Source organism: Sphingobium sp. SJ10-10, assembly GCF_036038995.2.
GTDB lineage: Bacteria > Pseudomonadota > Alphaproteobacteria > Sphingomonadales > Sphingomonadaceae > Sphingobium.
The window spans coordinates 830,678-849,911 of the sequence record NZ_CP158133.1; the positions used below are offsets into that span (position 1 = coordinate 830,678).

Here is a 19,234-nt window from a genome sequence, read left to right on the forward strand (position 1 = left end):
AAGTTGATGGCCAGCGCTCTCGCGCGCCAGTTCGCTGGAGAAGCGGTTCAGGCGGAAAACTGCCTGACCGCCTCTCCAATGTTCTTGCGGCGCCATTCCGACAGGAAGACATTGAGCAATTGCAACTGCGCGCGCGGCAGGAACAGGACGCGCAGGCGTGGATCGGTGCGGTCGGTGAGGTTGCCATAATCGGGCAGTTCCGCCTCCAGCAGCGCAGGCGCATCCAGCATCCAGGCGGTGCCGATAACGGCAATGGCCAGCTTCAGATCCGCGTCGAACTCCGCCGCATTCAACTGCGGCCCGCCCAGGCGCGCATATTCGGACAGCAGCAGCGCCTGAAGATCCGCATCATGCCGGGCCAGAAAGTCCGCCTCCCCCGCGCAGACCATGCCATAATAGGATTGGGCCAGATTGGCCTGCGCAACACCGCCCCAATCGAGCTGTCCCGACTGCATCACCCCCTGCTCATCACGCCAGAACCAGCCATTATCGGGGTTCATGTTCCAGTGAACCAACGCAATCGCATCGCGGCGGCCATGCAGGTGCCGCCAGATCGCCCGCTCCTTGGCCAGCACCTGCATCACCCCTTGGGCAAAATCCTCCAGAAAGGCGGGATCGGCAAGTCCGCCCGGCAGCAATTGCGGCGCGCGCGCCGCAAAATCCCTGAGCTTGACGAGCTTGGCTTGCAACTCGTCCAGATCAAAGGGAATAAGCTTTAACAAGGCTTCGTCATCGGGATTAAAGGGGAATTCCCGCTCTATCTCACCCCCGAAATGCCCGGCACGATGATAGGCGGCGAGTGCCGCAATGGCCCGCGTCTGCGCCTCATAATAAGGCAGCGGGTCGGCCAGTTCATAATCGACGCATTTTTCCAGTGGAGGCTCGATCCCCTCCGATCCATAGGGGATGCGTTCCGTGATCAGCAGGCCGGTCTTATATTCGGCATTATAGTCGCCGAACATGCAGCGCGGCACCTTCAGCGGAAAGCCCGTCCGCCGGGACAGTAGGGCAAAGCGCACCTCCGGGTCCATGACCGGCGAAAACAGCTCGCGCAACGGATCGCCAAATTCCCGCGTGAACTTGGCGAACAGACGGGTCGGCGCGCCTTCGTCCCGCCCATAGGCCACGTCGATCGCAATCTTGCGCCCCATGCCGCCGCCGAAAAACTCCTTCCAGTGGAGAATCTCGCTGACCGCATTATCGGGGCCGATCACCCCCATCTGCCGAAAGAGAGCTGTCAGCCCCGAAGTGCCGCCCGCCTCCAGCACGCCATAGCTGACAGGAAATGCAATGCCGGTGTGATCTCCGGTCACATGCGTTGGATGCCTCATCCACTTCGCTCTCCCAGGCGCGAAAACGCGCCACCTTTTCGTTCGCAGGCTTACCTTTAAGACTTTCAGCACCGCGATCAAGCGGCAACAGGCTATGCAGGCCGTATCTCAGCGATACGGCCTGCATCACTCTTGCGTTTTATTTTCCGCCGAATTTGTAGCTGAGGCGGATCATCAATTCGCGGCCGCGACCAACCGAGGCGGCCGTGTCACCCAACACACCGTTCAGCGATGCACCCGGCGAAGTGCCGGTGAAGGGCGTATCGCTGCTGCGCACGAAAAAATATTCGTTGGTCAGATTGCGCCCGATCAGCGCCACTTCCCAACCCTGCTGCTCCTGCCCGAAACGAAGCGATGCATCGACCAGTTCATAGCCCTTCTGCACGCCTCCGGGAGTGTTGGTCGTGTCCGTATAATAGGAATCGCTGTGGCTGATATTGCCCGACAGGCCAAGATGATAGCCGTTACCGACCGTCCGTTCATAGGTAAAGCCGGCATTGCCGGTCCAGCGCGGCGCGCGGACCAGCGGTTGACCGCTCAGATCCTGAAGAAGCGCGACCTTGTGCGTCACCCGACTGACCTGATTGAAGCAGGTCGCGGATGACTGACCCCGATAGCAACTCGCCTGATAATCGATGTAGAAGCCGTCATTATAGTTGACCGCGCCGTTCAGTGTCAGACCCTCGACCGGCGGACGATAGGTGAAGTCGAAATCCACGCCCCGCGTGCGGACGCTCCCCGCATTGCGCAGTTCCTGCTGCACGCCCTGGGTCGTCACGCCGACCTGAAGCCCCGCCGTCTTGTAATCATAGACGGCAAGGTTCACGCGCAGGCTGCGATGAAACAGGGAAGCCTTGATCCCGCCTTCAAAACCCGTCGTGATCTGCTGGTCATAATTGACCTGCTGGGTTCCGGCGATCACGCCCGCCGTCGGCGCCAATGCGCTGAATCCTCCGGACAGAAAGCCTTCCTTGCGCGAGACGTAAAAATTGAAATCCTGCGTGGGACGGTAGGACAGGGTCACTTCGGGAGACAGATTGTTGAAGCTGATGTCGCGGGTCAGTCCTGATGCAGTAATCGGCACCAGCGTTCTGGGCGCGGCCGCTGTCGCCGTAAGCAGGCCCGGCAGCGATTTATTTTCAAACGATGCCCGTGCTCCGCCTGAAAGCTGTAATTGCCGGGTGAAGTCTACCGTTACCTGACCGAATACCGAATAAGCGTTTCCTTCCTGCGCATAGATATATTTATTCACGAATATCGGCGCGATGGAATAGCGCGCGGTCGTCGATCCATTTCTACCCCGCGTGTCCTGATACAGACCGCCAAGCATGAAATTGACCGGCCCCTCGAAATCGCTGGCCAGCCGCAATTCCGTGGAAATTTCACGCAGATTCAGCCTGTTGCGACTGATAAGAAGTTGCGCTGGCAGGGTCGGGGAGTCATAATAATTTTGCGTGAAATTTCCAAGATTGCTCAGATTCATTTTATACAGACCCGTCACGGACGTCAGGGTCAGATGGTCGGACGGACGATAGGTAAATTCGGCAGACGCCAGCCACTGCGACTGTTTGAGATTACCATGGCCGTCGGCGGGATATTCGTCCGGATCCAATGCAGCCAGATTGGGACTGAAATCGCCATGCCCGACAAGATTGTCGGCTCGACAATCGTCCCGCGGCAAGCCGGTGGACAAGGGCGGCGAGCCTTGCGGATAGCCAAGCGGACAGGAAACGAACTGGGTATTGGCGGATGAACCGGTCCCCGATACGCGCGCATAGGCAAGCTTCAGCCGCGCCGTGAACGGGCCGCCATCGTCGAATTTCAGCGTGCCGCGCAGCGCCCAGTCCTGCTTGTGCGGCGCCCGGTCATGGCTGGGCGGGAAAACCCCCGTCGTTGCGGTGTTGACGAAATTGGTCGGGACATAGGATTTCGCCCATCCCTGCATATCGGAATAAATACCCGCGATGCGGAAACCAAGGCTGTCACTGATCGGCCCGGAGGCATAGGCTTCCGTCCGCCATTCACGAGCGTTTATTTCATAGGCCTGCGATATCTTCGCTTCCATATTGGGGGTGGGGTCTGCGGTTCGAACGGAAATGATCCCGCCAGGACTGTTCTTGCCGAAATACAGTGCCTGGGGACCTTTGAGAACTTCGACCTGTTCAATATCCATATCGGACATGCGTCGTACCGATGCACGCCCCACGCTCACGCCATCGATGTTGAACGAAACCGCCTGATCGTTGAGCGGATTATTGTCCGCGCCGGAAATGCCGCGGATCGCGATGATGCCGCCCTGCACCGTACCGCCGCCTTCGCCGGTGATCATCGATGGCACCAGCCGGGCAACGGCATCGATCGAATTGATCCCCCTGTTCTGAAGATCCTGTCCCCCGATCGCGGCAATGGTTACGGGAACTTGCAGCGATGTTTCACTGCGCTTGCGTGCCGTGACGATGATGTCCTGAAGTTGATTTTGAACGGGATCAGGAAGCACATTTGTTTGCGCCATTGCTGAAGACAGCATGATCTCCGTTATGGCTGCCGTCGCAAGAAAGCCGAAATGTATCGCGCGTCGAAACCGCATTGTACCTCTCCCCATATACGCCGATTTTTTCGGCTATATTGATATTACGCATCAAAGGTGGAGACGACGGGACTGGATTTGCTGTTCAAACGGGCCTCGAGAATGAGATGGCCCTATCTTAGAAACGCATCCACTTCTATACGAGCGCCCCCACTATCAAATCAGCCTTGGCCATTGTCCTATGACTGCAAAGCATGAGGAGCCTAAGAAATAGGAAGCTTGTATACTATTACCCAAACACCACAAAGCGATACAATTCGTCCAGCCCGCCCAAGGCACATCGAATCCCGGATCGACCATGAAATCGACCGGTCCTGGCCATCGGTGACGGGACGGCGTTTCGGCATAATATCGAAGACGCTCGGCATGATTCCGCACCTTGGCGAGCCCGGACTGTCATGGATATGATTTCCAGCACGGCACATATGCCTCTTTAAAGACAATCAAAGGACAGGATGATGGCGAGCGAGTTCGACCAGCAATATCTTTTCGACCGTGCCGGTGCGCGCATGCGGACGCTGATCGCCCAGGATCCCGAGATTGGCGCGCGGATGCCGGATGAAAAGGTGACGCGCGCGATCAACGCGCCGGGCGTCAGCTATCGCGAGATCATCGGCACCGTCCTGACCGGCTATGCCGATCGCCCGGCGTTGGGAACGCGTCATCATGAAGTTGTGACCGACGCCGACGGCCGAACAGCACGCAAATATGAAGCCCATTTCGACACGATCAGCTATGACGAACTACGCCACCGGATCGAGGCGCTATCCAATTTCTGGAAACATCATCCCGAACATCACGCCGCGCCGGGCAGTCATATTGCCTTCATTTCCTTTACCGGCGCTGAAATGGCGACGCTCGATCTGGCCTGCAACTATGCGCTGACTGTATCCATTCCGCTCCAGGCCAATCTTCCTGCACCCGACATGCAAGGGATATTGACCGATACGGCGCCCGTCACAATGGCGGCGACAGTTGATAATCTGGACCTTGCCGTCGGCTATGCGCTGGAAACGGACAGTATCCGCAGCCTGATCATACTCGACCTTGACGAACGCATATCCGAAGAAAGCGAGGCCGTTGCCACGGCCCGCCAACGCCTTTCCGCCAGCGGCGGCAGGATAGCCCTCATATCGTTCGCCGAAGCGATCGAATATGGCCGGGGCTTTGCCTATGAACCGCTGCCCGAACCGGCGGCCGGCCCCGATCATGTCTCCATGATCATGTACACGTCCGGCAGCACGGGAACGCCCAAGGGCGCCATCATCCATGACGCCATCAGCGCGCAATTCTGGACCGAAACGATCAGCACCTATCTACCGGCGGTGGCGGTAGCCTATGCGCCGATGAACCATTTCATGGGGCGCAACATGGTGCATGGGGCGCTGGCGCAGGGCGGCACCGCCTATTTCACGCTGAAGAGCGACATGTCGACGCTGTTCGACGATTTCCGCATCGTGCGGCCGACGTCGATCCTCTTCATCCCGCGCGTCTGCGAAATCGTCTATCAGCATTATCAGTCGGAGCTGCAACGCCGCATCGCGACGGGCGAACAGCCCGAAACCGCCGATGCCGCCGTCCGCGCGGAAATGCGCGCGGGTTATCTGGGCGATCGCCTGTGCGGCGGTGGCGTCGGCAGCTCACCGACCGCGCCGGAAGTGCGCCGCTTCATCGCCGAATGCTGGGACATGCCGCTGATCGAAGGCTATGGCTGCACGGAGGCAGGCGCGGCGGCGATGACCTTCGCCAACCGGCTGACCCCGCATATGATCACCGAGTTCAAGCTGCTCGACGTGCCGGAACTGGGCTATTACACCACCGACAAGCCGTTCCCGCGCGGCGAACTGCTCGTCAAGACGACCAAGATGTTTCAGGGCTATTATAAGCGCCCGGAGGCGACCGCATCGGTCTTCACCGAGGACGGCTTCCTGAAAACCGGCGATATCATGGAACAGCGCGGCCCGGATCATCTGGTCTGGGTCGACCGGCGCGGCAATGTCATCAAGCTGAGCCAGGCCGAGTTCGTGGCCGTCGGCCCGCTCGAAACCGCCTATCTCGGCAATAGCGCCCTGATCGACCAGATCTTCGTCTATGGCAGTAGCTATCGCTCCTATCTGCTGGCCGTGGTCGTTCCCGACACGGGCGTCGCGCAGACCCAACTGGGCCGCCCTGCGACCGAGGCGGAACTGCGCACCCTCATCCTCAACGAGTTCAAGGAAGTCGCCCGCAAGGCGCAGCTCAAGAATTTCGAGATCCCGCGCGACGTGATCGTGGAGACCGAACCCTTCTCCCTGGAAAACGGCCTCCTCTCCAGCGCACGCAAGCCGCTGCGCCCCAATCTCAAGCGGCGCTACATGGACCAGCTGGAGGCCATGTATGAGGATATGGACAAGCAGCAGCAGACGGAGCTGGCCCGGCTGCGCGAAAGCGCGACCGGCACATTGGCCGAGCGCATCGCCGGCGCCTTCAAGGCGAACCTCGGCCTGCCGGAAATCGATCCGGCCGATCCCCGCAGCTATGGCGACCTGGGCGGGGACTCGCTGGGCGCCGTCGGCCTGTCGCTGCTGTTCGAGGAGATGTTCCAGATCTCGGTCGCGGTCAGCGCGATCCTGCATCCGGCGGCGAGCGTGCTATGGCTGGCCGACCATATAGAGGGGCTGCAATCCGGTCAGGGCGTGCAATTTGCCGATGTTCATCCGGATGACGGCGTCCTGCACGCGTCCGACCTCAAGCTGTACAAATTCCTCGATGAAGACGTGCTGACCGCGGCGTCCTATGCCAAGCCGCCAGTCGACCAGGCACGCAATATCCTGCTGACCGGCGCCAATGGCTTTCTGGGCCGCTTCCTCTGCCTCGAATGGCTGGAATATGCCGCGCGCACCGACGGCAAACTCTATTGCCTGGGGCGCGGCAAGGATAGCAAGGCAGCCTATGCGCGGCTCGAAGCGGTGTTCGACACGGGCGACGCCGCCCTGCTCGACCGCTTCCGGACTCTCGCTTCCAAACATATGGAAATGATCTGCGGCGATCTGGCGCTGCCGCAGCTCGGCCTTGGCAAGGTGCAGTTCGACCGTCTTGCGGAGCAGATCGACCAGATCGTCCACCCCGCCGCGCTGGTGAACCACCGGCTGTCCTATCAGAATCTGTTCGAACCCAATGTCGCCGGGACCGCCGAGCTGATCCGTCTGGCCTTGACCGGCCGCCTCAAGCGGTTTGACTATGTGTCGACCGTCGCCGTACCCTATATGCTGCCGGAACTGACCAGCGCGCCCGAAGCGACGGATGTGCGCACGGTGTCCGATACGATCCCCCTCACGGACATCTACGCGTCGGGCTATGGCGCCAGCAAATGGGCGGGCGAGGTTCTGCTGCGGGAGGCTCATGCCCTGTTCGGCTTACCCGTCAATGTCTTCCGCCCGAACATGATCATGCCGCATGCACGTTATGTGGGGCAATATAATGATACCGACATGATGACGCGGCTGCTCTACAGCATCGTGCAGACCGGGCTGGCTCCCCAGTCCTTCTACACGCTGACGCCCGATGGCCAGCCGCCCCGCACCCATTATGACGGCCTTCCGGTCGATTTCCTGGCGGCGGTCATGGCTGAGATCGGCGCGCAGCCCTATGACGGGTTCAGCAGCTTCAACATGGTCAACCCCCATGATGACGGCGTGTCGCTGGACAGTTTCGCCGACTGGATCGCATCGAAAGGCTATCAGGTCGCACGGATCAGTCCGCATGCCGAATGGACGCGGCGGTTCGAGGACAAGCTGCGCAACCTGCCCGATGAGGAGCGCCACCATAGCTCCATCAACATCCTCGGCCATTTTGCGGAGCCGCATTCCCCGGCGGCCAGTCCCTTGACCAGCACGGACTTTGCCGCGCGCGTCCGCACGCTCAAGGTGGGGCCGGATATCCCGCACCTTAGCGAAGCCTATATCCACAAATATCTGGACGACCTGCACGCCCGCGGCCTGATCGCCCTCCCCAAGATGGTGGCTGCCTGATCGATGCAGGATGGGAGGAGGCTGCGGTTTAGCGCCCCGTCGCCCCCTCCCCTTTTTCCGCGCTCTCCCCTTCCGCCCCATCCCCTTCCACCTTGTCGGAGAAGCTGCGGGGCGGAACGCCCCAATGTCTTTTGAACGCGCGCGCGAAGCTGCTCTCGATCGGATAACCCACCCGTTGCGCAATCTCATACATGCTGAGGGAATCGGTGCGCAGCAAGGTCGCGGCCCGCTCCATCCGGCTGCGGGTCAGAAAGGCGATGGGCGATTCTCCGATCACCTCATGAAAGGCGGCCGCAAAGGCCGAACGGGACAGGCCGACATGCCGCGCAAGGTGCGCCACGGTCCACGGCCGGTCGGGATGCGCGCGAATCTCTCGAACGACCGTCGCCACCCGCCGCATATTGGGGCAGCGAACATCGTGCACATTTTCGCCCCACAGCCGGGCCGACCATTGTTTGAGCGCATAGCATAGCTGCATATTGGCAAAGACGCTCACCAGAGCCAGAGAACCGGGGCCGTCCATATCCCGCGCAAGCTGCCGCCCCGAATAGGGAAAGGATTTAAACGGTATCTCCGCATCCCCGTCCTTCGGCGCGCGCAATATGAGCAGGTCGGGCGCAGCACGGCTGACATGCGCATTCTTGCGAACATAGGTCAGCTCCAGCAATGATTGCAGAACCACCGCCTGGGTAGTGCCACGACCGACCTGCCGCCGCTCGATCAATTCGGGCATCTGCGTCTGAACGACCGGGGCAATCCCATTTTCCACGGCCGCCCCGCGTCCCAATTGGTGGGCGTCGCCGTAAAAGAGGAGCGCATTGTCCCCCGGTCCAAGGTCCACTGGATCCTCACCCGGCATGTGCAGCCTGATCGTGCCTTCCAATATGCTGTAAAGGATCGGCAAGTGGATCGCCGGCATCCGCCATTGCACATCCTGTCCGATGGTCAGTATCTGCGCATGTGTCCGTTCGACGCGCAAATCCTGCAACAGCACTTCGGACAGCGAGACAGGCCCGGCGATCTGGGCAGCGCTTCCCGGTACAATCGCGATCTGATCCGAAACCTGTCGATCCGAATTTATGCCTTCCTCGAACCGCGCCATCTGATCCATCCTCTCTATTGTCGGTGCCATCGAAAACCACTCAATAGGATTTCGGCAGATCCAATACTTTCTCTGCGATGAAGTTGAGGATCATCTGCTCCGTAATGGGCGTGAACCGCGGAAGGATGGATTCGCGAAACAGCCGCTCGACCTGATATTCCTTGGCATAGCCCATGCCGCCATGCGTCATCACCGCTTGCGTGCAGGCATCGAAACAGGCCTTGGCGCCCAGATATTTGGCCGCGTTCGCCTCCGCGCCGCAGGGCTTGCCGGCGTCATAAAGATGGGCGGCGCGCATTCCCATCCAGAAGGCGCTTTCCAGTTCGATCCAGTTCTTCGCCAGGGGATGCTGTATACCCTGATTTTGACCGATGGGCCGCCCGAACACCTGGCGCTCGCGGGCATATTGCGCCGCGCGGGATAGCGCATTCTGCCCGAAGCCGACCGCTTCCATCCCGACGAGGATGCGCTCGGGATTGAGGCTGTGCAGGATATAGTGGAAGCCCTTACCCTCCTCCCCGATGCGATCTTCTTCAGGAACGAAATAATCGTCGATGAAGGTGGCGTTGGAATCGACGGCGTTGCGGCCCATTTTCGGGATGCGCCGTACCTCGATCTGCGATTTGTCGAGATCGGTGTAGAACAGCGTCATGCCGTCGGTCGGCTTCTTGCACTGGTCCTTGGGCGTGGTGCGGGTGAGCAGCAGGATCTTGTTGGCGACCTGTCCCGAAGACGTCCAGATCTTGCGGCCAGTGACGCGATAGCCGCCATCCACCTTGGTCGCGAAGGTCTTGATGCTCGTGGTATCTAGTCCCGCATCGGGTTCGGTGACGCCGAAGCAGGCGCGGTCCGTGCCAGCGATCAGGGGCTTCAGCATTCTCTCCTTCTGCTCCGGCGTGCCGTGGACCACCACCGCATGCGGGCCGAAGATATTGAGATGCAATGTACTGGCCGAATTATAACCACCACAGCCCGACGTCACGGTATGCATCATGATGGCGGCTTCGGTAACGCCCAGATTGGCGCCGCCCAACTCCTCCGGCATGGTGATGCCCAGCCAGCCCCCGTCCGCCATCGCCTTGTGAAATTCGAAGGGAAATTTCTTCTCCTCTTCGCAGGCCGACCAATATTCGTCGTCGAACCGATCGACGATCTTCTTCACGCCTTCGCGGATCGCCAGATGTTCGGGCGAAAGATCCATTTCCATCCTCCCTCTTATTCTTATGTCTCGATGTCGACGATCAGGCGCGTCAGCCGAAGCCGCGCGATCTTCCATTCACCATCGACCCGCCGATAATGTTCATGATAATGGCCGTAACCGCGCACCGTCCGAAACGGCGCGCCTTCACCCGCACGCAGCACATCGGTCATCGCCCAGATGCCGGTTGCGCTATCGTTGCCCGTCAGGACGATTTCCGGCATGAAGCCCTGATGCGCGCTCACCAGATGCTCAAGGCCGCTGCGGATGAAGTCGACCGCTGCATCCGCCCCTATGATCGGCGGCTCGGCATAGTCGGCATCGGGCGGCGTTGGGGCCATGCCGCCGCGCACGTCGAACAGCACGTCATCGGTAAAGACGGTCCGGTACGCAGCCCAGTCCTTGCCGTCCATCGTCCGGAAATAGCGCGCCTTGAGCTGCTTTATGCGTTCAATATCGTCCATTATTATCCTCCAACGACGGGAGCATCCCCCCCTCGCCCCCGCCACGCTCAGCTTGCTTTGGTGCTGACCGGCGGCCGGATGAGAATTTCCTGAAAGTTGATGTCGATCGGCTGTTCCAGCACATAGCGGACGATATTGGCGATATGCTGCGGATCGGACACCAGCCGATGCGCGCCGTCGCCGCCAAAGGCCACGCCCCTGCTCTCGAAGGATGATGCCACATGCGCCAGTTCCTCCTGCCGGAAACCACGGGCAAGCTGGGTCTCGAAACCACCCGGAATGATGGTGCAGACGCGGATATCGTCCTGTTCCAGTTCCTCGCGCAGCGAAACGCCGATCGCCTCGACCGCCTGCTTGGAAATGCCATAGACGCCGGGAACCTCGAAACGCGCCTGAACCGAACCCACATTGATCAGATGGCCCGGTTTGGCATGGGCGCGCATGGCCTCGACCGCGGATTTGCATCCTTCGAGCATCGCCATCACATTGATGTCCAGCATGGCCTGCCAGCGGTCGACCGAGCCGCTCAAGATCGGCTCCGGATACATCACGCCCGCATTGTTGATGAGCGCGAAGAGATGCGGATGCTGCCCGGCTACTTTTTCGACCAGCGCGGCAAGCGGCCCCCGTTCGCGAAGATCCATCGGAGCGGTGTGGGCATCCGGACCACCCGCATCGCCAATCATCTGCGCCGTCGCATCCAATTCGGATTGATTTCGACCGACCAGCCACAGCTCAGCCCCGGCCTTACCCAGCTCCACGGCAATGGCACGGCCAATACCGCTTGATGCGCCAGTCACAATGACAGCTTTTCCTTCTAGAGATCCAGTCATCCTATTCTCCTATTTTATTGATCCAAGTAATTTTCAAATCATAATATGTAATTCAGAAACCAGAAAAATTGGGCGGGGCGGCGGGATGAATATCTGGAAAAGCCCGGCGGAGACGCCGTTCAGGATCTCATATGCCGCCATCGTCTCCCTCTCCATCCTTATTAGTGAGCCTTAATATCATATGCTATGATATGATTTAAACCTCTTTTTCAATGGAGGATTTCCGGCATCGGCAGGGCCAATAAAAAGCGCCGTCCTTCCGCAGATGGCCCGCTTCGGCCCTGATCCACGGTCCTGACATCAAAGGGCTGGCGGCCCCTGCATTCCCGGTGTAGGATGACGCTATTGGCCATGAGGCGCTCCCTCATGCCGAGAGATGTTCGCCCCGAAAAGGCGCGCATGTCCCGACAGAGGACCAAAGCAGAGCAAAGCGCATTATGGCGTTCGGTCAGGAGGGCGAACCATGGCAATTGCTCACCCGTCCCAGGCGGCGTCCGCGGGGCAAGATATTTCCATCCGCACTATCGGTTTCGACGATCTGCGTATCGCCCTGCGTCAGGGCTGGGACGATTTCCTCGCCAAGAGGGGCGATCTGGTGTTCATCGGCTTCATCTATCCGGTCATCGTCGCGCTGGCGATCATGTCGGCCGGCCAGATGTCGATCCTGCCGCTGATCTTTCCCCTGGTGGCCGGTGCGATCCTGCTGGGACCGGCTTTCGCCAGTGGTTTCTACGAACTGGCCCGGCGACGCGAGGCGGGACTGGATGCCCGCTGGCGCCATTTCCTGGACGTGATCCGCAAACCGGGCGGCTCTGCCCTGTTCGACCTGACCTGCGTGCTGGCGCTGCTGTTCATGGCATGGATGGCGACGGCTTGGTTCATCTATCATGTGACGCTGGAAAATATACCCGGGTCGACCGCCTCCGTGGGCGCTTTCTTCTCCGCGGTGCTCGGCACGTCCGAAGGCTTGCAGATGATCGTGCTCGGCAATCTGGCGGGCTTCTGCTTCGCCCTGCTGACGCTGGCAGTCAGCGTCGTCTCCTTCCCCATGGCGGTCGACAAGCCGGTCAGTTGGGGCGTCGCGCTGCGGACATCCTGTCGTGTGGCATGGCATAATCCGGTGACGGTCGCGGCCTGGGGTCTGATCGTCGTGGCGTTGCTGGTGCTGGGCTCGCTCCCCGCGCTGGTGGGTCTTGCGGTGGTGCTGCCGGTGCTGGGATATGCGACCTGGCATTTGTACACGCGGGCCGTGGTGCGCTGACATCCATAGCTTGCCTGTAAAGGCCGGGCACCAAGCTGCGCCTAAGGCAATCCATCCCCTGAGCGCTCCACCCGGAGCGACTTAGGGGAGTTGGATTTCCGCCTGCGCAGGATCACGCTTTCAAGGCGATCCGTAAAAGCGCGCGCAGCGTCGGCTCCTCATCCGCGCGGCGCCAGGCAAGCCCGGTTTCCAGAACCGGCGCGGCGTCGGCCAGCGGCAGGTAACGCACGCCGGTCCGCGCCAAATTCTGGAGCGAGGCCGGCACCAGCGCCATGCCCATTTCCGCCGAAACCAGGCTGATGATGGTTTGCATCTGGATCGCCCGCTGGCGGATATGCGGTGTCCGCCCCTTGGCCCGATAATGGTCGAGAACCAGGTCGTGAAAAGTCGGAGATACATGGCGCGGAAAGAGCAGCAGGGGTTGGTCCAGCCAGCTTTCGCCCGCCAGCCTGCCCTGTTCCATGTGGAGGACACCCTCCGCGACCCAGGCTTCCGGCACGGCCGCCACCAAAGGCTCCCGGAGCAGCGGCCGGTAATCGATCACCGACGGCAGGCCCGAAGCCGGGGGGATCAGGATACCGGCATCGATCCGCCCTTCGACCAGCGCCTCGATCTGAACATCGCTGGTGGCCTCGGCCAATGTCATCTCGACATCGGGAAAGGCGATGGAATAGCGCCGGACCAGCGACGGCAGGATGCTGTAATCGGCGGAACTGACGAAAGACAGCGCCAGCCGTCCCGCCGTCCCTTCCCGCAAGCGCCGCGCCATGGGGGCGAGGTCCGCGATCGCACCCACCGCCGGGCGGACATGCGCCAACCATTGCTCGCCAAAGGAGGTGAGCGCGACATGGCGCTTGGTCCGTGTGAACAGCGGCGCGCCCAGTTCCCGCTCCAGCGCCATGATCGACTGGCTGAGCGGCGGCTGCGTCATGCCCAGCCGTTCCGCAGCCCGGCCGAAATGCAATTCCTCCGCGACGGCGAGGAAGTGATTGAGTTGCCGCAGGTCCATCACTTATTCGTAATACGACCTTATTGAGCGCTTTCAATATATTTCACAACCTGCGCGCAAAAGCGTAGAGAATGTCCGAGAAGAACCCGAGGAAATATCATGCCCCATTATCGTTCACGCACCAGCACGCATGGCCGCAACATGGCGGGCGCGCGCGGCCTGTGGCGCGCCACCGGCATGAAGGACGAGGATTTCGGCAAGCCGATCATCGCCATCGCCAACAGCTTCACCCAATTCGTGCCGGGGCATGTGCACCTGAAAGATCTCGGCCAGCTCGTCGCTCGCGAGATCGAGGCGGCAGGCGGCGTCGCCAAGGAATTCAACACCATCGCGGTCGATGACGGCATCGCCATGGGCCATGACGGCATGCTCTATTCGCTGCCCAGCCGGGATCTGATCGCGGACAGCGTCGAATATATGGTCAATGCCCATTGCGCCGACGCGCTGCTGTGCATTTCCAACTGCGACAAGATCACGCCCGGCATGTTGATGGCATCGATGCGCCTCAACATCCCGACCATCTTCGTGTCCGGCGGGCCGATGGAAGCGGGCAAGACCGTGCTGCGCGGCAAGACGGTTGCGCTCGATCTGGTCGACGCCATGGTCGTCGCGGCGGACGAAAATTACACCGACGAGGAAGTGAAGACGATCGAGCAGGCCGCCTGCCCGACTTGCGGGTCCTGTTCGGGCATGTTCACCGCGAACTCGATGAACTGCCTGACCGAAGCTTTGGGCCTGTCGCTGCCGGGCAATGGCTCGACGCTCGCCACCCATGCCGATCGCAAGAAGCTGTTCCTGGAGGCGGGCCGCACCATCGTCGACCTCGCCAAACGCTGGTATGAACAGGAAGACGCCTCCGCCCTCCCCCGCAACATCGCCAGCTTTGCGGCCTTCGAAAACGCCATGAGCCTCGACATCGCCATGGGCGGTTCGACCAACACGGTGCTGCACCTGCTGGCCGCCGCCTATGAAGGCGGGGTGGACTTCACCATGGCGGACATCGACCGGCTGTCGCGCCGCGTCCCCTGCCTCTGCAAGGTCGCACCCGCCAAGCAGGACGTGCATATGGAGGATGTCCACCGCGCCGGCGGCATCATGTCGATCCTGGGCGAGCTGGAGCGCGCCGACCTGATCGACGCCAGCCTGCCGACCGTTCATGCGCCGACGCTGGGCGACGCGCTCAACCGCTGGGACATTGGCCGCACCAATAGCGAAGAGGTCCGCAATTTCTTCCGCGCGGCCCCCGGCGGCGTCCGCACCACCCAGGCGTTCAGCCAGAATGCCCGTTGGGAGGAACTGGACACCGACCGCGAAAACGGCGTCATCCGCAGCGCGGAGCACCCCTTCTCCAAGGATGGCGGCCTCGCGGTTCTGTACGGCAATATCGCGCCCGAAGGCTGCATCGTGAAGACGGCTGGCGTGGACGAATCGATCCTGACCTTCCACGGCACGGCCCGCGTCTATGAAAGCCAGGACGCGGCGGTCGCGGGCATATTGGGCAATGAGGTGAAGGCGGGCGACGTCGTCGTCATCCGCTATGAAGGACCGAAGGGCGGCCCCGGCATGCAGGAAATGCTCTACCCGACCAGTTATCTCAAGTCGAAGGGGCTGGGCAAAGCCTGCGCGCTGATCACCGACGGGCGCTTTTCGGGCGGCACGTCGGGCCTTTCCATCGGCCATGTCTCGCCCGAAGCGGCGGAAGGCGGGCTGATCGCGCTGGTTGCGACCGGCGACCCGATCGTCATCGACATCCCCAACCGCGTCATCAAGCTGGACCTGGACGACGCGGTCATCGCGACGCGCAAGGCGGAGATGGAAGCACGCGGCGCCAAGGCCTGGAAGCCGCTCGGCCGCAAGCGCAACGTCTCCCCCGCGCTGCGCGCCTATGCGGCGCTCACGACCAATGCCGCGCGCGGTGCGGTGCGCGATGTGAGCCAGATCGAAAAGGATTGATTCTTACAGGGCGTGCCGCGTTCAACAGACGCGGCGCGCCCATTCGGACGCTCGTGGCAAGAGCGAATCAGTCGAGCAGGATGTAAAGCGTGCCGGTCAACGCCAAGGCCGACGCGCTGCACAAGGTCAGCAGCCCGATGCTGCATTGACACATGCTGTAATGCATACGCTCCATCACACACTCCCCTGCCGCCGGGCTTATGCCGGTCGACTGGGCGATAATAACAGAGAAAATGGCGCGAATCAAAAGGTCAGCCGTTCGCCATCCTCTCCAGTAATTTTTGCAGCGCAGCATGAAAATGCTCCCGCTCGGACGCGTTCAAGGCGCCCAATGCCTTTGCCCCGAGCTGACGGCGCAGGGGTTCAGTCACGGCCACCGCGGCCTCCCCTGCGGGGGTGATGGTCAGCCGCTTGACCCGCCGATCTTCCCTATCCGGCATCCGCTGAATCATCCCATCGCGCTCCAGCCCGTCCAGCGCCTCCGTCACCGTTCGCGGCGCAATCCCCATTATTTCGGCAATATCCGCCGCCCGCGCCGTTCCCGGCTGCGCCTTTATGCACATCAGAACCTTTGTCTGCGCCAGCGAAGCCCCCTGCTCCGTCATCGCCCGGTCGAAGGAACGGCGCATCAGCGTGATGACGCGAAACAGGTCCGTCAGTAGCTGCTCGTCGGAGATATTCATGAGGTGCCTCAATAAATGGTATTGCGCCATAGTGCAAGAGCGAGCATAGGAAGCGGGATTGAGATCAGCGGTTTTTTCATGAGTTCAGACGATATGGCCTCTTCCTCCGCATATGCCGACGACTCAGGCCAGCGCCGTTCCTCCCCGCTCAAAAACCCGCGCGTCCGCCTGATCTTGCTGCTGGGGGCTCTAGCGCTGATCATCGGCGGCGTGCTGTGGTTCATCCGCTTCGAAAGCTTCGGCAAATTTCAGGAATCGACCAACGACGCCTATATCCAGACCGATTCGATCACCGTCGCGCCGAAGGTTTCGGGCTATGTCGACCGCGTCTTCGTCGATGAGAATCAGGATGTGAAGGCCGGTCAGCCACTGGTGCAGATCGACCCGCGCGATTATCGAGCGCAGGCGGCCCAGTCCGTGGCGCAGGTCGACGTGGCCAAGGCCAATGTCGCTGGGGTGACAGCCCAGATCGCTGAGCAGCGCGCCGCCATCGACCAGGCGGAGGCAGAGTTGAGCGCCGCCAAGGCCAACGCCGCCTTCGCCGCGAGCGAAGTGGAGCGCTATCGCCCGCTGGCGGCCAGCGGCGCGGAAACCCGCGAGCGTTTGTCGGAGCTTCAAAATCAGGCGGTGCAGGCCAGAGCCAGGGCCGCCGCCGCCCAGGCGACACTGGCCAGCGCGCAGAAGCGGGTCACCACATTGGAAGCGCAGATCAGGCAAGCGCAGGCGCAGGGAGAGGCCGCGCGCGCCCAACTGTCCGCCGCCAATACCGACGTGGAGGCCACCATATTGCGCGCCTCCGTCGACGGGCGGATCGGTGACAGGAGCGTGCGGCAGGGTCAGTTTGTGCAGGCGGCGGCCCGCCTGATGACGCTGGTTCCCAAGGCCAGCCTCTATGTCGAAGCGAATTTCAAGGAAACGCAGTTGGGCCTGATGCGCGTCGGCCAGCCCGTGAAGATCGAGGTGGACGCGCTGCCCGGTGTCGAGCTACCCGGCCAGGTGGCGAGCATCGCGCCCGGCACCGGCGCGCAATTTTCGGTCCTGCCGCCGCAGAACGCGACAGGCAATTTCACCAAGATCGTCCAGCGCATCCCCGTTCGCATCGCCGTCAGCGCCGGCCCTGAAACCCGCAAGCTGCTGGTCCCCGGCATGTCGGTCGAAGTGTCGGTCGACACCCGATCGGCCAAGGACGCTGCGGCGCAAATCCGCCGGGAGCAGGAGCGGCATAACGCGCGGATCGGCCAATGACCGCCGCTTCGGCCGCGACATCCATGCCGGAACGCGCCGACGCCGCCGCCTGGCTGGCGGTCGCGGCGGGCAGCCTGGGCGCGATGATGGCGACGCTGGACATTTCCATCGTCAATTCCGCCCTGCCTACCATTCAGGGCGAAATCGGCGCCAGCGGCACGGAGGGCACCTGGATCGCGACATCCTATCTGGTCGCGGAAATCATCATCATCCCGCTGGCGGCGTGGCTGGAACGGCTGCTGGGGCTGCGTACCCTGCTGCTGGCCGCGGCTTTTCTGTTCACCGGCTTTTCGATGCTGTGCGGCGTAGCCGACAATCTGACCACCATGATCATCGGCCGCGTTGGTCAGGGCTTTACCGGGGGCGCGCTGATCCCGACGGCAATGACGATCATCGCCACGCGCCTGCCCCGTTCGCAGCAGCCGATCGGCAATGCGCTGTTCGGCGTCACCGCGATCCTGGGCCCGGTCCTGGGCCCGCTGGTCGGCGGGTGGCTGACAGAGAATATAAGCTGGCACTATGCCTTCTTCCTGAATCTTCCGGTGGGCATCGTCCTGATCACCCTGCTGCTGGTGACGATGCCGCATCAAAAGCCGTTGCTGAGCGAATTCTGGCAGGCCGACTGGCTGGGCATTGCAGGCATGGCGCTGGGGCTGGGCGGCCTCACCATCGTGCTGGAGGAAGGGCAGCGCGAACAATGGTTCCAGAGCCGGGAAATCGTCCTGATGTCGATCGTCTCGGGCATTGGCTTCATCCTGCTGTTCGCCGGCCAATATTTCGCGAAAAGGCCGGTCATCCGGCTCAAGCTTCTGCTCGACCGCCAGTTCGGCGCGGTCGCGATGATGGGGCTGGTGATCGGCATGATGCTCTATGGCACCGCCTTCGTCATTCCGCAGTTCCTGGCCGCGATCGCCGGTTATGACGCGTTGCAATCGGGCCGGATCGTCCTGCTGTCGGGCATTCCCAGCCTGATGCTGATGCCGCTGACGCCGTTGCTGATCCGGCATCTGGACATCCGCATCGCGGTTGGCGCCGGGCTGACCATCATGGCGGCGAGTTGCTGGATCGACACAGTGCTGACGAATCAGGCGGTCGGCCATGATTTCATCGAATCGCAATTGCTGCGCGGCGTTGGCAGCGTGTTCGGCTTCCTCTTCCTCAATCAGGCCGCCATCGCTTCCGTCCCGCGCGAAGATGCGGGCGACGCCGCTGGACTGTTCAACGCGGTTCGCAATCTGGGCGGATCGCTGGCGCTGGCGAGCATCGCCACCATTCAGGACCAGCGAACCTGGTTCCATAGCCGGCGCATGGAAGAAAGCCTGAACGCCAATAGCGGCCAGGTGCAGGACTATATCGGCGGGCTCAGCCAGTCGCTGGGCGGTCATGAAGCCGCCCTCCGGTCGTTGGCGGGCACGATCCAGAAAGAGGCGCTGGTGATGACCTATAACGACATTTTCACGATGCTGGCGGTCGGCATCATCGCCGTGCTGCCGCTGGTCCTGTTCCTGCGTCCCTTGCCCCATGGGCAAGCCGTCGCGATGCATTGAGGCTGGTTTCC

At 61.5% G+C, this 19,234-nt stretch carries 13 protein-coding genes; 5 read left to right on the plus strand and 8 right to left on the minus strand.

Features of this window, described 5'->3' with window-relative positions:
* Positions 1-47 precede the first annotated feature (47 nt).
* Together VVT58_RS19380 and VVT58_RS19385 are read right to left on the minus strand one after the other, a co-directional pair.
* A complete protein-coding gene (locus VVT58_RS19380; protein WP_327753890.1) occupies positions 48-1,331 on the minus strand; it encodes a hypothetical protein in 1,284 nt (427 codons plus the stop codon).
* 139 nt (positions 1,332-1,470) lie between these two features.
* On the minus strand, positions 1,471-3,858 hold the full coding sequence (locus VVT58_RS19385) for a TonB-dependent receptor (protein WP_327753891.1): 2,388 nt from the start codon (positions 3,856-3,858) through the stop codon (positions 1,471-1,473).
* 515 nt (positions 3,859-4,373) lie between these two features.
* Between VVT58_RS19385 and car the strand changes: the two genes are divergently transcribed.
* Entirely contained in the window at positions 4,374-7,928 is a 3,555-nt protein-coding gene (gene car / locus VVT58_RS19390) for a carboxylic acid reductase (protein WP_327753892.1), read from the plus strand.
* A 28-nt stretch (positions 7,929-7,956) separates the two neighbouring features.
* Here car and VVT58_RS19395 read toward each other — a convergent pair whose 3' ends face one another.
* From VVT58_RS19395 to VVT58_RS19410, 4 genes are read right to left on the minus strand one after another with little or no spacing between them, the layout of a single operon-like run.
* Positions 7,957-9,030 (minus strand): AraC family transcriptional regulator, encoded by a 1,074-nt coding sequence (locus VVT58_RS19395; RefSeq protein WP_327753893.1) that lies wholly within the window; start codon positions 9,028-9,030, stop codon positions 7,957-7,959.
* A 40-nt stretch (positions 9,031-9,070) separates the two neighbouring features.
* Complete coding sequence (locus tag VVT58_RS19400; protein ID WP_327753894.1) at positions 9,071-10,237, minus strand: acyl-CoA dehydrogenase family protein; 1,167 nt, start codon at positions 10,235-10,237, stop codon at positions 9,071-9,073.
* A 14-nt stretch (positions 10,238-10,251) separates the two neighbouring features.
* Positions 10,252-10,692, minus strand: coding sequence for a nuclear transport factor 2 family protein (locus VVT58_RS19405; protein WP_327753895.1), 441 nt, complete (start codon positions 10,690-10,692; stop codon positions 10,252-10,254).
* Positions 10,693-10,739: 47 nt separating this feature from the next.
* Positions 10,740-11,525: an SDR family oxidoreductase gene (locus VVT58_RS19410; RefSeq protein WP_327753896.1), complete on the minus strand. Its 786-nt coding sequence runs from the start codon at positions 11,523-11,525 to the stop codon at positions 10,740-10,742.
* A gap of 463 nt (positions 11,526-11,988) precedes the next feature.
* Here VVT58_RS19410 and VVT58_RS19415 point away from each other — a divergent pair, with 463 nt between their 5' ends.
* Positions 11,989-12,786, plus strand: coding sequence for a DUF2189 domain-containing protein (locus VVT58_RS19415; protein ID WP_327753897.1), 798 nt, complete (start codon positions 11,989-11,991; stop codon positions 12,784-12,786).
* 112 nt (positions 12,787-12,898) lie between these two features.
* On the opposite strand, the gene VVT58_RS19420 is transcribed toward VVT58_RS19415, so the two are convergent.
* A complete protein-coding gene (locus VVT58_RS19420) occupies positions 12,899-13,795 on the minus strand; it encodes a LysR family transcriptional regulator (RefSeq protein ID WP_327753898.1) in 897 nt (298 codons plus the stop codon).
* A gap of 99 nt (positions 13,796-13,894) precedes the next feature.
* Here VVT58_RS19420 and ilvD point away from each other — a divergent pair, with 99 nt between their 5' ends.
* Positions 13,895-15,748, plus strand: coding sequence for a dihydroxy-acid dehydratase (gene ilvD / locus VVT58_RS19425; RefSeq protein ID WP_327753899.1), 1,854 nt, complete (start codon positions 13,895-13,897; stop codon positions 15,746-15,748).
* A gap of 251 nt (positions 15,749-15,999) precedes the next feature.
* Here ilvD and VVT58_RS19430 read toward each other — a convergent pair whose 3' ends face one another.
* Positions 16,000-16,431, minus strand: a complete 432-nt coding sequence (locus VVT58_RS19430) for a MarR family transcriptional regulator (protein ID WP_327753901.1) — start codon at positions 16,429-16,431, stop codon at positions 16,000-16,002.
* A 93-nt stretch (positions 16,432-16,524) separates the two neighbouring features.
* Here VVT58_RS19430 and VVT58_RS19435 point away from each other — a divergent pair, with 93 nt between their 5' ends.
* A complete protein-coding gene (locus VVT58_RS19435; RefSeq protein WP_327754030.1) occupies positions 16,525-17,676 on the plus strand; it encodes an HlyD family secretion protein in 1,152 nt (383 codons plus the stop codon).
* Complete coding sequence (locus tag VVT58_RS19440; protein ID WP_327753902.1) at positions 17,673-19,223, plus strand: DHA2 family efflux MFS transporter permease subunit; 1,551 nt, start codon at positions 17,673-17,675, stop codon at positions 19,221-19,223. Before VVT58_RS19435 ends, VVT58_RS19440 begins: the two co-directional genes overlap by 4 nt.
* The last annotated feature ends 11 nt before the right edge of the window (positions 19,224-19,234 follow it).